Below are 14048 nucleotides of genomic sequence, written 5' to 3'. Positions count from 1 at the left end.
CTCCTCTCAAGTCAAATGCAGTAGTTGTTTTAGTGCGGGTTCTAACGTCTCATAGCGAAAACGAAAGCCGTGATTGAGCGCTTTTGTCGGGACGACTTTGGCACCTTCGAGTACGATCACGCTCTTTTCGCCGAGTACGAGTTTGAGGATCGGGGCCGGAGCCGGAGCCCAGTGTGGACGATGCATCACTTGTCCGAGCGTTTTCCCGAATTGGTCCATTGTCACCGGTGTCGGCGCCGTCCCGTTGACCGGTCCATGCATCGAATCGGTCTCGATGATGTAGACGAATAAGCGGACGAGATCGTCTATGTGGATCCAAGGGACCCACTGTTTTCCGGAACCGAGCCGTCCGCCGGCACCGAGCGTGTAGGGCAGCTTCATGAGCGGGAACGCGCCCCCGTCGTTTGACAAGACGACACCAGTTCGCATCGTGGCGAGACGAATGTCCATATCGGCGACGGGCGCGATTTCTTTCTCCCACAAGACGCAGACGTTTCCTAAGAAGTTGGTCCGGTCCGGGAGCGGTGTCGATTCCGAGTAAGTGATCGACCGGTCTTCGCCGTAAATGCCGATTGCTGATCCGCTGATGACAACGTCCGGTTTCTGCTTCATGTTTTTGATGATGCGAACGACTTCTTTCGTCCCATCGATACGGCTTTGGAGGATGGCTTGTTTTTGTTTGTGCGTCCAGCGTCCGTCGTTAATGGAGGCTCCTGCCAAGTGGATAAAGGCGTCGACATCTTGGAGTTCGGTCTCGGGATGGCTGTCTGGCGTCAACCATTCGACGAACGAGATGCCTCCTTGACGTGGGCGCGGCTGGCGCGTCAAGACGACGACTTGATGACCGGCCTCGGCTAGCGCCCGAACGAGCGGCCGGCCGATCAATCCGGTACCACCGGTGATTGCAATTTTCATGTGAATCCCTCCATTATTCTTGAAGCGTTTTCAAATCGGGTATGATAACGGTAAATACAATAGCTAATTAAATAAATACCCTTTCTTTTAACTTATCAAAAATCCTTCTGAAAAGGGGAACGTGATATGTTAGAAGCAGGAAAAGGAGGGGGTTTCATGAAAATCAGCAAGTTTACGGCTCAAAAGAAAAATAAGGACCGCTTGAACGTCTTCATCGAGAAAGATGGGCAAGAAGAGTTCGCGTTCGCCATCGATTTAGACGTCTTCATTAAATATGGATTGACGAAAGGGATGGAACTTGAAGACGATTTTGTCCGTGACGTCCTCCAAGCCGAAGAGGAACAGAAAGCATACAAAGCAGCCGTCAATTATTTATCGTACCGAATGCGTGCCGTTTCAGAGGTCCGCGACTATCTCGTGAAGAAAGAGATAGATGAGGCAGCCATCAAGCGCGTAATTGACAGATTGATTGAACAACGCTACTTGAACGATGCTGAATTCGCCAAAGCCTACGCCCAGACGAAGTTTAACACGAGTCCGAGCGGGCCGGGCAAAATCAAGCGGGAATTGGTCCAGCTTCGAATCACACCTGAAATCATTGAAGAGGTCATCGCTGCGATCTCGCACGAAGACCAGCTTGAGAAAGCAGGAAAGTTCGTAAATAGGAAACAATTGGAAACAAATCGCCGTTCCGCCACAGAAGTGCAACAAAGAATTCAACAAACCCTGGTGCAAAGAGGATTTTCGTTTGATATCATTTCAGAGGCGATCCTTACGTTTTGGGAAAACGAGGATGAGGACGTCGAGCTTGCAGCTTGCTTGAAGCAGGCTGAAAAACTGAGTCGGAAGTACAACGGGTATGCCCCATATGAGCGGAAACAGCGCATGAAGATGCAGCTTCGGAGCAAAGGATTTCCGTATGAGGTGATTGACCGGACTTTAGAACGACTCGCTGAACAAGAGACATAACGGGAAATTCATTTACGGCAGGGGAAAAAATCTGAAAAGGTGGGTCTACATTGACGATTTTTGAATGGATTACAGCACTTGTGCCAATTTTGGCTGTGCTTGTATTATTGGTTATTATGCGTTTACCAGCATCGGTTGCGATGCCACTCTCGCTCCTGTTGACGGCGCTACTTGCGTTCTTCGTCTGGGAACTTGATGCAACCCGCATTACAGCGGCGGTGTTACAAGGAATCGTCATCGCGATCACGGCAGCATGGATCGTGTATGGCGCGATCGGGATGATGAATACGATGAAAGAGGGCGGCGGCATGAATGCTATCCGTTCCGGTTTTGTCACCATCACACCGGATCCGCGGATTCAAGTCCTCATCGTCGGCTGGTTGTTCGTTTCGTTCATTGAAGGTGCTTCAGGCTTTGGGACACCGGCGACGGTGGCGGCCCCGCTATTGATCGCACTAGGTTTCCCGCCGATTGCGGCTGTTGTCATCGCCTTGTCGGCCGACGTATCAGCCGTCACGTTCGGTGCAGTCGGGACACCGGCTTTGATCGGGATTGGTAACGGACTCTCGCTCGATGTGAGCAAACCGGAATCAATCGAATTTTTAACAAGTGTCGTCTTACAGACGGTATTGATCGATATGCTCGTGGGTCTTTTTATCCCGTTCATTTTGATTTTGATGCTGACTCGATTCTTTAGTAAAGCGAAGTCGGTCAAACCTGCATTCGAAGTACTGCCGATTGCCCTCGTGGCGGCTCTCGTCTACAGCGTTCCGGCTTACATTTGGACGCTCATCCTCGGATTTGAATTTGGGGGCATGCTCGGTGGCTTGACCGGTCTTGTGATTCTCGTCGCGATGGCACGAAAAGGTATTCTCATGCCAAAACGGATTTGGACGTTTGACGGTTACGCCGACGAGCTCGACCAACCGGTTGAACAGCCGACAGTCGGGAAAGGGAAACGTGAACTTCCGCAGTGGAAAGCATGGGCCCCTTACTTGATTTTGACGATCTTCCTCATCTTGACACGGACGGTCCCGTTCTTGAACGAGTTGACGCGCAGTGTCCGGATCGACCTCCCGAACATTTTAGGGGTAGAAGGAATCTCGACGTCGTGGGAGCCGTTCTATTCACCAGGGTTCATGTTCATCTTGACGATGATTGCGACGTTCTTCTTACACAATATGAGTTGGTCGCAAGTAACGTCGGTCTTTAAAGCGACGACACTCGGTATCGGCGGAACGTTAATTACGCTTGCGGCGTCAGTTCCAATGGTTCGAATCTTTATCCATTCAGAGAATGGCGGAGCAGGACTCGCATCGATGCCAGTCGAACTCGCGACGGCTGCAGCGGACACGTTTGGTGGCGTTTGGCCGCTTGTCGCGCCGTGGATCGGGGCGCTCGGAGCGTTCGTATCGGGATCGGCCACGTTCTCGAACATGATGTTCTCGAGCTTGACGACAAATGTCGCCGATTCGGTCGGGATGAGTGAGACGCTCGCCTTATCGATGCAGATGGCCGGCGCGAACGCTGGTAACATGATCTGTGTGCTGAACGTCGTCGCGGTCGCTTCGGTCGCGGGTCTGCTCGGTAAAGAAGGAACGATCATTCGCTACACGCTCATGCCGATGATCTACTATGTGACAGCAACAGGGATCGTCGGGATGATTCTCGCGACGTTCTTCTTAAACTGAAACAAGTTACAATATTTTTACAAAAAAATATTGACAATTTTCTGAACAGTCTGCTAAGGTTTTAGTAGATTTTCAAACTATGAAGAGAGAGGAGCCAGCATGATGAAGTACTTGACTACACTACAACGCACACACACAACATCATATGGCTACTCGTATTTGACTGCGTAACACGGCAGCTGGATAGGGGTAGTGTCTTTTCCCTGACCATGCAAATGACTGAAGACTTTCAAGCGTACTTCATCCGATTGGTTGCACAATCAGGTGGAGTGCGCTTTTTTGCGTGCTCGGAAAGGACGGAAGGGGGAATCAGTCGTGAAACTGATTAAACAATTGGATTGGTTTATTAAGAGGCAGAAACGGACGTATGTCATTGCGATCATTTTGCTCATCATTACCGGGGTCATCGATATGCTCCCGCCATGGATTATCGGGCAAGCGATCGATGCGATCCGCGAAGGAAGTTTGACGACGGAACGGCTCATCACAATCGTCGGCTCACTGCTAGGCATCATGGTGTTATCGTACGTTTTATCGTACTTGTGGATCGCGCGTCTATTCGGGACGGCGTTCCTGCTCGAGAAAAAACTGCGGGCCCGATTCTTCGGGTATTTGCTCAAACAGACGCCACGGTTTTATCAACAGCACCGCACCGGGGACTTGATGGCGCTCGCGACGAATGATTTGAAAGCGGTTGAACGGACGGCCGGTTTCGGTGTCATGACGCTCGTCGATTCGTTCAACATGACGCTGATCGCATTGACGATTATGGGGGTGTTCATCGATTGGAAATTGACGCTCGCGGCACTGTTGCCGATGCCGTTACTTGCCTGGTCGATGAATAAGCTCGGCCGTCAAATTCACGCCCGCTTCACGGCGGCGCAAGATTCGTTCGGTGTCATGAACGACCAAGTCGTCGAATCGATTTCAGGACTTCGTGTCATCCGTTCGTTCGTGCAAGAAGAAGCGGATACGAAGAAGTTCGATACGATCACCGACGACGTCATGGCGAAAAACATGCACGTCGCCAAAATCGACGTCTTGTTCGAACCGGTTATCAAATTGCTCGTCGGTTTGAGTTACTTGATCGGCTTGTCGTTCGGGACGTACCTCGTCTTTACGAATGACATCACGCTCGGTCAACTCGTCTCGTTCAACATTTATCTCGGGATGCTCATTTGGCCGATGTACGCGTTCGGTGAGTTGATCAACGTCGTCCAACGCGGGACGGCGAGCTTAGAGCGGATTGAAGCGACGATGAACGAAGCGCCGGACGTCGTCTCGAACGGCACGGTGCAAGTCGACGTGCCAGAGAAGATCACCTTCAAATCGTTATCGTTCCGCTATCCGGGTGCGAGCCGCCCGTCGCTCGAAGACATCGTACTCCACGTATCACGCGGAGAAACGATCGGAATCGTCGGACCGACCGGGGCCGGCAAAACGACGCTCCTGCGTCAGCTGATCCGCGAATATCCGATCGATGATTCGTTGCTCGTCAACGGGATCCCGGTTCACAAAATTAAACTCGACACGGTACGAGGTTGGAGCGGTTACGTGTCACAAGAACATCTATTGTTCTCGAAGACGGTCCGCGACAACATCTTGTTCGGGGCCGATGACGCGACCGAAGCCGACCTCGAGACGGCGATTCGGCTTGCGGCGTTTGATACCGATATCGAGCATTTAGAGAACGGGCTCGATACGGTCGTCGGCGAGCAAGGGGTCATGCTGTCAGGCGGACAGAAACAACGTCTGTCGATTGCGCGTGCGCTCTTGAAAGACCCAGAGATTTTATTGCTCGACGATTCGCTCTCGGCGGTCGATGCGAAAACGGAAGCCCGAATCATCGATTCGGTCCGGACGAGCCGTGCCGAACAGACGACGTTCATCGTCGCGCACCGCTTGTCTGCCGTTTCCCACGCTGATCAAATCCTTGTCTTGCAAGACGGTCGCGTCACTGAACGCGGCACACATGACCAACTGATGAAACAGCACGGTTGGTATTTCGAACAGTTCAATCGACAAGGAGAGACGGAGTAATCCGTACGAAAGGGGGAATCTCTTATGATCGATCAACACGAATTAGATCCGGTCCGCAGGAAAAAGACGATTCGCTCACTCGTTGGCTATGCCAAACAAGTGAAGCGCTCGATTTTCCTCGGGTTGATCCTACTCTTTTTAGCGGTCGGCGCAGAACTTGCGGGACCGTATATCGCAAAAATTATCATCGATGACCATATCGTCGCCATCGAGCGCGACTGGGTTCAAGTCGAGGCCGGGGGCAGTGTCTCGTTTGACGGCAATAACTATGAGAAAGAGACGCGGTTGGACGGGCAAGACGTCGTCCGTCCCGTCTCGATCGTTCAGACGACCGAAGGCTACTATCTCGTACCGGACGCCGTCATGAGCGGTGGGGTCAGAGAAGTCGATAACGGTGTCTTGACCATCACGCGGAGTGAGGAGACAGCGACGTACGACAACATCGTGCCGTTGTCTTCGACCGACGTCTTCCAGTTTTATGAGACGGATCTTCGGGCCGTCCTCGTCTTATCTGCCATCTACGTCGTCCTGTTGCTCATCGCAGCAGGTCTCAACTGGGGGCAACAGATGCTCCTGCAACGTTCGGCGCATACAATCGTCAAGACGATGCGCCTTGACGTCATGCGGCATTTGCAGACGATTCCAGTCCGTTACTTTGACCAGACGCCGATCGGGAAAATCGTCAGCCGGGTCACGAACGATACGGAGACGATTCGTGATTTGTATTTGGGCGTTCTCGCCCGCGTCTTCCAAAGCGTCGTCATGATGATCGGTGTTTTGATCGCCATGTTCTTCCTAGACGTTCGCCTCGGACTCGTCTCGCTCATCATCATCCCGGTCGTCATCGTCTGGGTGAAGTTGTTCCAGCGTCTCTCGACCCGGAACAACTTTAAAGTCCGGGCGCTCGTCGCCGATATGAACGCACAATTGAACGAGAGCATCCAAACGATGCCGATCATTCAATCGTATGTGCGTGAAGACCTCGTCTATGATGAGTTCGATGTCAAGAACAGCGACAACTTCCAGACACGCCGGAAACTGTTGAAGCTCGACGCCCTTATGTCGCACAACTTGGTCAACTTCTTCCGCAACATGGCACTCGCGCTCCTCATTTGGGTCGTTGGTGCGCAAACGCTCGGAACGGGCAGTGTGCTCACGCTCGGGATACTTTACGCCTACATCGATTACGTGTCCCGTATTTTTGAGCCGGTGACGCAAATTATGAACCAGTTGTCACCGCTCCAACAAGCGCTCGTTTCGGCGGACCGAATGTTCCAACTGCTCGACGAGAAAGGCGAAAACGTCTCGTCTGAACGCATTCCGCGCTTTAATGGCGAAGTCGTGTTCGACAACGTGACGTTCAGCTATGAGGCTGGGAAACCAGTGTTACAACAGATCGACATTCAAGCTGCACCTGGTGAAACGGTCGCACTCGTCGGCCACACCGGCAGCGGTAAGAGTTCGATCATGAACTTGCTCATGCGCTTTTATGATCCGTCGTCAGGAAAACTTTGCATCGACGGGGTAGACGTGACGACACTTCCGACGCAAGCCGTTCGGGACCATCTCGGCATCGTGTTGCAAGACCCGTTCTTGTTCACGGGCTCGATTCGGACGAACGTGACGCTCGGTGATGAGACCATTCCTGATGAACGGATTTGGCAAGCGTTGACGGCGGTCGGTGCCGACCGGTTCGTCAAGCAGTTGCCGCAAGGACTCGACGAGCCGGTCATTGAGCGCGGCGCTTCACTTTCGAGTGGAGAGCGACAATTGATCAGTTTCGCCCGGGCGCTCGTGTTTGACCCGGCCATCCTCGTCCTTGACGAGGCGACGGCTAGTGTCGACTCAGAGACAGAGGCGCTCATCCAAGACGCGCTGAAGACGCTCACATACGGACGCACGACGTTCGTCATCGCGCACCGATTGTCGACGATTCGTGAGGCCGATCAAATCCTCGTCCTCGACCACGGTCAAATCATCGAGCGCGGGAATCACCAGTCACTCATCGCTGACGGCGGCGTCTACGCCCGGATGCATGAGTTGCAAAGTAAACAGCAAGTGATCAGCTGAGAAAGGAGACGTTATGGAGATCATCGGCAAATATAATCAAGCTACAGTCTTCAATGAACGGATTGACGATATGACGCGTGCACAGATTCAAACGCTCGTCGACCAACCGTTCACGGAAGGGGCAGCGATTCGAATCATGCCGGATATGCATGCCGGCAAAGGCTCGGTCGTCGGGACGACGATGACGATTCACGACAAAATCGTACCGAACCTCGTCGGTGTCGATCTCGGGTGTGGCATGCTTTGCACCGAAATCAATGTGAAGCGGATCGACTTTCAAAAACTTGACGATATGATTCGTCAACTTGTTCCGAGTGGGATGAACATCCGGGAGTCGGCGCATTCATACGCGTCAAAGATTCCGCTAGAAGACGTTCGCGCCCCGTATAAGCTAGACCGGGCGTTACGCTCGGTCGGAACACTTGGCTCGGGCAATCATTTCATTGAGGTGAACCGTGATGATCATGGACGGACGTTTCTCGTCATCCATTCGGGTTCACGCCACCTCGGTGTCCAAATTGCAGAACACTATCAGCAGCGAGCGATCCGTCATATGATGGATACGACAGAAGTACAGAATGAGATCGAGCGTTTGAAAGAAACTGGACGCGAAAGTGATATTCAAGCTTATCTCGAGTACGCGAAGGCGGCGAAACAAGGATTGCGAGACCTCGCTTATATCGAAGGTACAGATATGGACGACTACATGCATGACGTTCGGATTGCCCAACAATACGCGGCAAGTAACCGACTGGCGATGACCGATGTCATCGTCGAAGCGATGAACTGGAACGTCGTCGATCAGTTCGATACGGTGCATAACTATATCGATCACGACGACATGATCCTCAGAAAAGGGGCGATTTCCGCAAAAGCCGGAGAGCGCGTCATCATCCCGATGAACATGCGTGACGGGTCGCTCATCTGTACCGGAAAAGGCAACCCGGACTGGAACTTCTCAGGTCCGCATGGCGCCGGGCGCATCATGTCGCGCTCAGCGGCACGAAAACGCGTCGATTTCAACGAATTTAAAAAATCGATGAAAGGCGTCTGGTCGAGCTCGGTTCGGAAGTCGACAATTGATGAATCACCGTTCGTCTATAAATCGATGAAAGAGATTGTGCGCTATATTGAACCGGCCGTCACGATTGATCAACTGATTAAACCGCTTTATAACTTCAAGGCGAACTGAACATTATTCAGTTTCGCCTTTTTCTTTTACTCGGAAAATCTGATACGCTACAAGTGAGGTGAACGAAATGGAAAAACGGTTGAGTGCGTTATCAAAGTATGAGCTCGAGCAAGAAATTCGTGACTTGCATGAGCGGAAACGAAAAGCCGAACAGATGGGTATGGTGAGTGAGATTGAGGTCGTGCTTCGCCGCATCGCTATCGCGGAGAGTTATTTGATTGATCCGGCATCGTTCAAACCAGGTACGACGTATATCGTCACCTACAATAATCGTCCGTTCCGATTGAAGTTTGTCAACGGCGTCATGGGTTGGGGAACGTTTGAAGGAGAAGCGATGGAACATGCGATCCCGCTCTCTGAGCTATCGGAGGTGCGCGTATGAACCGGTCAGACCAATACAAGCGGTTGGCAGAAATCTTAAGAGACAAGAACGACTTGTTGAATGAAGACGAGGCGTTAACGTGGGTTGAGGTGTTGTGGGAAGATTTTGAGACGACACTCGCCCGCGCGGGTGAACCGTACCCAGGGGAGGCAAAGTCGTTCCAATACGTCGTTCAACAAATCGATGCGTACGGGGCGCAATTGCACTTATTTCAAACGAAAAATGAAAAATTCAAACACCTGATTTCGAAACGGGATCTCCACTAAAAAATCACGCGATTCTGGCGTGATTTTTTGCTTGCAAACGTGGTACAGTTGGTTATAATAAAAGTCGCTATTTGTTTGCTTTAGAGTTGAGTATTTATAAACTTTCTTTAGTAAGTATCATGTATCACTAAACTTTCCTTAGAAAGGGAAGGAGGAATACAGTTTGGAAGTCGGTCAAAACATTAAACGACTCCGCGTCAAAAAAGGGTTGACCCAAGAAGAGTTGGCGGAACGTACCGATTTAAGTAAAGGCTACATTTCCCAAATCGAGCGTGATTTGAGTTCCCCTTCGCTAGAAACGCTGTTCGACTTGTTAGAAGTGCTCGGGTGCTCGCCAAAAGAGTTTTTCGATGAGGAAATCAATCAAAAAGTCGTCTATACGGAAGACGACCGCACGGTATATGTCGACGAGAATCGGCTGTATCGGACGGAGTGGCTCATCCCAGAATCCAATGAGAAAGAGATGGAACCAATTCTCCTCACGTTCTCAAAACAAGGAGAGTTCAAACGGTACGAGCCGTCACGCGCGGAGACGTTCGTTTACGTACTGTCCGGCCGCGTCGCTCTCAAACTCGGGAACCATACGTACTTCGCCAAACCGGGCGAGACATTGTACTACGTCGCCTCAGACGCGCATCAGCTCGTCAACGATTTTGATGGCGAAAGCGAGTGTCTCGTCGTCGCCACACATTCGTATTTATAACAAGGGAGGAAACCAAATGAACCCAGAAACGATCATTCGTTTTGACAACGTGTCGAAGCGGTACGACGATACTGTCGTCTTAGAGAATATTAACTTTGAAATCGAGCGTGGGAAATTCTATACGCTGCTCGGTCCTTCGGGATGCGGAAAGACAACGATTCTGCGGATCATCGCCGGATTCACCGATGCGACAGAAGGTGACATCGAGTTCAACGGGAAGCGGATCAACGACGTGCCGGCGAACAAACGTCAAGTCAACACGGTCTTCCAAGATTACGCCTTGTTCCCGCACTTGAACGTATACGAGAACGTCGCTTTCGGTTTGCGCATCAAGAAGATGAAAGAAGCGGACGTCAAGACGAAAGTCGAACAAGCGCTCAAGTTCGTCAACTTGATAGGCTACGAATCACGTGAAATCGACGAGATGTCAGGCGGACAACGCCAACGCGTCGCCATCGCCCGCGCCATCGTCAACGAACCGGAAGTCATCTTGCTCGATGAGCCGCTTTCAGCGCTCGACCTCAAACTTCGGACCGAGATGCAGTACGAGTTGCGCGAACTTCAACAGCGTCTCGGCATCACGTTCATCTTCGTTACCCATGATCAAGAAGAAGCGCTCGCCATGTCCGACGAGATTTTCGTCATGAACAACGGGGAGATCGTTCAAAGCGGGACACCGACAGATATTTATGACGAGCCGATCAACCGCTTCGTCGCTGACTTTATCGGGGAGTCGAACATTGTTCCTGGTGTTATGCCGGAAGATCACCTTGTCACGTTTGCCGGGAAAACGTTCGATTGTGTCGACCAAGGGTTTGACCGCAATGAAAAAGTCGAAGTCATCATTCGTCCAGAAGACTTGGAGATGACGTCGGTCGACGCGGCGAAACTCGTCGTCGATGTCGACTCACAACTGTTCCGTGGCGTCCATTACGAGATTTGCTGTTACGACCAAGAAGGCAACGAGTGGCTCGTCCATTCGACGAAGAAATCAGTCGTCGGGTCGAAAATCGGGCTCACGTTCGATGACGAGGCGGTTCACGTCATGCGTCTAGGCGAGACCGAAGAAGAGTTTGACCGTCGTCTCGAATCGTATGAGGAGGTCGCCCATGAATCAAACTAGTCAAACCGCCAAGACGGTCTATTTGACGACGTACTGGATATGGATTGCGCTGTTCGTCATCGCGCCGCTACTCCTCGTCGTCTACTACTCATTTTTTGATATCGAAGGGAACTTGAGTTTAGAGAACTATCAGATGTTCTTCACATCGACTTACTTGACGATGACACTGTCTTCGTTCTGGTATGCGTTTCTCATCACGTCCTTCTCGCTTCTCATCGGGTATCCGACCGCGTATTTATTGACGAGAACGAAACATAAGCAACTCTGGCTGTTGCTCATCATTTTGCCATCATGGATCAACTTATTACTGAAAGCGTACGCGTTCCTTGGTATCTTTGGAACGTACGGCATCACGAACCAATTTTTAGAGGCGATCGGCATCGGGACGAAACAAATCTTATTCACGGACTTCAGTTTCGTATTCGTTTCGGTTTATATCTTCATCCCGTTCATGATTTTGCCGATCTACAACGCCATCGAGAAGCTGCCGCCGTCGCTCGTCTACGCGTCGCGTGACCTCGGTGCCTCGAACTGGACGACGTTCCGTCGCGTCATCTTCCCATTGACGCTCGACGGGGTGAAGTCAGGGATTCAAATCGTCTTCATTCCGGCGTTGTCGCTCTTCATGATCACGCGCCTCATTGCCGGAAACCGTGTCATCACGCTCGGGACGGCGATCGAACAACAATTTCTCGTCACGCAAAACTGGGGCATGGGGTCAACAATCGCTGTGTTCTTGATTTTGGCGATGGTACTCGTCATGGTCATCACACGTGACTGGGGCGCGAAAGGAGCGGTGCGTCGATGAAGAAGAAAAAATTCAAGTTAGCGAATCTGTATTTGATTGCGGTGTTCTTTATCCTGTACGCACCGATCCTCTATCTAGTGTTTTACTCGTTTAACAGTGGGGGAACGATGAGTAACTTTGAAGGGTTCACCCTCGAGTGGTATAAGTCGCTGTTCACAGATACCCGTCTGCTCGTCATCGTCTTGAACACGATCGTCATTGCGCTCTTGTCGGCGACCATCTCGACCGTGCTCGGTGTCATCGGGGCGCTTGCCATTTATACGGCGCGGCAACGGTTCACGAAGACGTCGCTCTTATCGCTCAACAACGTCTTGATCGTCAGCCCGGACGTCATCATCGGAGCGTCGTTCCTCATTTTGTTCACGATGCTCGGCATTCAACTCGGTTTCTATTCGGTGCTCTTGGCGCACATCGCGTTCTCGGTTCCGATCGTGGTCATTTTAGTGTTACCGAAACTTCAAGAGATGAGCCCGACACTGATCGATGCGTCGCGTGACCTTGGAGCCAGCTCGTGGGACGTGCTCACGAAAGTCATCTTGCCGTATATCACGCCAGGAATCTTCGCAGGGTTCTTCACGGCGCTGACGTATTCACTCGATGACTTTGCGGTGACGTTCTTCGTCACGGGTAACGGCTTCACGACACTTGCCGTCGAGGTCTACTCACGGGCACGCCAAGGGATCTCACTTGAGATCAACGCCTTGTCGACGCTCTTGTTCGTGTTCACGCTCATACTCGTCCTCGGTTATTACGTACTCGCACAACGGAGTGCGAAGGAGGTAAGACGATGAAAAAACTAGTCATCATGTTGACAGTGCCGCTCCTCGTCAGTTTTGGTTTGTTGGTTTGGGTCTATCAAATCAACATGGCCCAAGGGTTTGGCGGCGATAACACACTCGTTGTCTACAACTGGGGTGATTATATCGATGAAGATTTGATCGGCGAATTCGAAGAAGAGACCGGGCTTAAAGTCATCTACCAAACGTTCGACTCGAACGAGGCGATGCTGACGAAGATCCAGCAAGGCGGTACCGCGTTTGATATCGCCGTCCCGTCCGATTATGCGATCAGTAAGATGATCGAAGACGATCTGCTCTTGCCGATCGATTACGATAAGCTCGAAAATTTCGATAACATCGACCCACGCTTCCTCGACAAGTCGTTCGACCCTGACAACACGTACTCGGTCCCTTACTTCTGGGGTACGGTCGGGATCGTCTACAATCCTGAACTCGTCGACGGTGAGATCACATCATGGAACGACTTGTGGGACATGCCGCTCGAGAATGATATTTTGCTAGCGGACGGTACACGAGAAGTGATGGGCTTCGGTCTTAACTCGCTCGGCTATTCGCTCAACACGACGGACCGTGATGAACTGCTCGAGGCAGAAGCGAAGCTCGAAACGCTTTGGCCGAACATTAAAGCGATTGTCGGTGATGAGATCAAAATGCTCATGGCCAATCGTGAAGCAGCCGTAGCCGTCGTCTGGTCGGGTGACGCTTCTGAGATCATGTACGAGAACGACGAGTTGACCTACGTGATCCCGGAAGAGGGGACGAATCTTTGGTTCGATAACCTCGTCATCCCGAGCACGTCGAAAAACATTGAAGGGGCACATCAATTTATCGACTTCATGCTCGATGCTGAAATCGCGGCACGAAATACCGATTACGTCGGGTATTCGACACCGAACGAAGCAGCACTTGAATTTTTAGATGAAGAAGTCACATTAGACGAACGGTTCTATCCGTCTAAAGAAGTGACAGATGAGCTTGAAGTGTACGAAAACTTAGGCAAACGCATGAACGCGTATTACAACGAATTGTACTTGCGCTTCAAAATGCAGAGTAAATAAAGTAAGTCCCGCTCAAACGTTGAGCGGGACT

Annotated in this window: 13 protein-coding genes; 12 read left to right on the top strand and 1 reads right to left on the bottom strand. The window is 51.4% G+C overall.

All coding sequences use genetic code 11. The features are described from left to right. Positions 1-6 precede the first annotated feature (6 nt). The gene (locus tag KNP77_RS05195) at positions 7-915 is read right to left on the bottom strand and encodes a TIGR01777 family oxidoreductase (protein WP_131505084.1); all 909 of its coding nucleotides are present in this window, start codon (positions 913-915) and stop codon (positions 7-9) included. A 156-nt stretch (positions 916-1071) separates the two neighbouring features. On the opposite strand from KNP77_RS05195, the gene recX reads away from it, so the two are divergent. The 12 genes from recX (at position 1072) to KNP77_RS05135 (ending at position 14017) form a co-directional block, all read left to right on the top strand. Further along, entirely contained in the window at positions 1072-1884 is an 813-nt protein-coding gene (recX, locus tag KNP77_RS05190; protein ID WP_236633507.1) for a recombination regulator RecX, read from the top strand. Positions 1885-1934: 50 nt separating this feature from the next. Then, a complete protein-coding gene (locus KNP77_RS05185) occupies positions 1935-3575 on the top strand; it encodes an L-lactate permease (protein WP_083274120.1) in 1641 nt (546 codons plus the stop codon). 315 nt (positions 3576-3890) lie between these two features. Next, on the top strand, positions 3891-5615 hold the full coding sequence (locus tag KNP77_RS05180) for an ABC transporter ATP-binding protein (RefSeq protein WP_070328946.1): 1725 nt from the start codon (positions 3891-3893) through the stop codon (positions 5613-5615). Positions 5616-5639: 24 nt separating this feature from the next. Continuing rightward, positions 5640-7685 (top strand): ABC transporter ATP-binding protein, encoded by a 2046-nt coding sequence (locus KNP77_RS05175; RefSeq protein WP_070328947.1) that lies wholly within the window; start codon positions 5640-5642, stop codon positions 7683-7685. Positions 7686-7698: 13 nt separating this feature from the next. Beyond that, the gene (locus KNP77_RS05170; RefSeq protein WP_071399181.1) at positions 7699-8877 is read left to right on the top strand and encodes an RtcB family protein; all 1179 of its coding nucleotides are present in this window, start codon (positions 7699-7701) and stop codon (positions 8875-8877) included. 67 nt (positions 8878-8944) lie between these two features. After that, complete coding sequence (locus tag KNP77_RS05165; protein WP_070328949.1) at positions 8945-9259, top strand: YfhH family protein; 315 nt, start codon at positions 8945-8947, stop codon at positions 9257-9259. Beyond that, positions 9256-9525, top strand: a complete 270-nt coding sequence (locus KNP77_RS05160; protein ID WP_070328950.1) for a YfhJ family protein — start codon at positions 9256-9258, stop codon at positions 9523-9525. Before KNP77_RS05165 ends, KNP77_RS05160 begins: the two co-directional genes overlap by 4 nt. A gap of 163 nt (positions 9526-9688) precedes the next feature. Next, the gene (locus KNP77_RS05155) at positions 9689-10228 is read left to right on the top strand and encodes a helix-turn-helix domain-containing protein (RefSeq protein ID WP_214889070.1); all 540 of its coding nucleotides are present in this window, start codon (positions 9689-9691) and stop codon (positions 10226-10228) included. A 16-nt stretch (positions 10229-10244) separates the two neighbouring features. Further along, positions 10245-11351 carry an ABC transporter ATP-binding protein gene (locus tag KNP77_RS05150; protein ID WP_131465658.1) on the top strand — a complete coding sequence of 369 codons (1107 nt, stop codon included), beginning with the start codon at positions 10245-10247 and terminating at the stop codon, positions 11349-11351. Continuing rightward, on the top strand, positions 11338-12159 hold the full coding sequence (locus tag KNP77_RS05145; RefSeq protein ID WP_070328953.1) for an ABC transporter permease: 822 nt from the start codon (positions 11338-11340) through the stop codon (positions 12157-12159). Before KNP77_RS05150 ends, KNP77_RS05145 begins: the two co-directional genes overlap by 14 nt. Continuing rightward, a complete protein-coding gene (locus KNP77_RS05140) occupies positions 12156-12950 on the top strand; it encodes an ABC transporter permease (protein WP_070328954.1) in 795 nt (264 codons plus the stop codon). The genes KNP77_RS05145 and KNP77_RS05140 overlap by 4 nt, the downstream gene beginning before the upstream one ends. Continuing rightward, positions 12947-14017 (top strand): ABC transporter substrate-binding protein, encoded by a 1071-nt coding sequence (locus tag KNP77_RS05135; RefSeq protein WP_214889067.1) that lies wholly within the window; start codon positions 12947-12949, stop codon positions 14015-14017. Before KNP77_RS05140 ends, KNP77_RS05135 begins: the two co-directional genes overlap by 4 nt. Positions 14018-14048: the final 31 nt, after the last annotated feature.

Source organism: Exiguobacterium sp. s142, assembly GCF_018618455.1.
Classification (GTDB): domain Bacteria; phylum Bacillota; class Bacilli; order Exiguobacteriales; family Exiguobacteriaceae; genus Exiguobacterium; species Exiguobacterium aurantiacum_A.
This window is presented reverse-complemented; position numbering and strand designations above follow the sequence as displayed.

Coding starts and splice junctions, on each gene's coding strand:
- KNP77_RS05195 (WP_131505084.1), bottom strand. CDS start 915: ATGAAAATTGCAATCACCGGTGGTACCGGATTGATCGGCCGGCCGCTC.
- recX (WP_236633507.1), top strand. CDS start 1,072: ATGAAAATCAGCAAGTTTACGGCTCAAAAGAAAAATAAGGACCGCTTG.
- KNP77_RS05175 (WP_070328947.1), top strand. CDS start 5,640: ATGATCGATCAACACGAATTAGATCCGGTCCGCAGGAAAAAGACGATT.
- KNP77_RS05170 (WP_071399181.1), top strand. CDS start 7,699: ATGGAGATCATCGGCAAATATAATCAAGCTACAGTCTTCAATGAACGG.
- KNP77_RS05165 (WP_070328949.1), top strand. CDS start 8,945: ATGGAAAAACGGTTGAGTGCGTTATCAAAGTATGAGCTCGAGCAAGAA.
- KNP77_RS05160 (WP_070328950.1), top strand. CDS start 9,256: ATGAACCGGTCAGACCAATACAAGCGGTTGGCAGAAATCTTAAGAGAC.
- KNP77_RS05150 (WP_131465658.1), top strand. CDS start 10,245: ATGAACCCAGAAACGATCATTCGTTTTGACAACGTGTCGAAGCGGTAC.
- KNP77_RS05145 (WP_070328953.1), top strand. CDS start 11,338: ATGAATCAAACTAGTCAAACCGCCAAGACGGTCTATTTGACGACGTAC.
- KNP77_RS05140 (WP_070328954.1), top strand. CDS start 12,156: ATGAAGAAGAAAAAATTCAAGTTAGCGAATCTGTATTTGATTGCGGTG.
- KNP77_RS05135 (WP_214889067.1), top strand. CDS start 12,947: ATGAAAAAACTAGTCATCATGTTGACAGTGCCGCTCCTCGTCAGTTTT.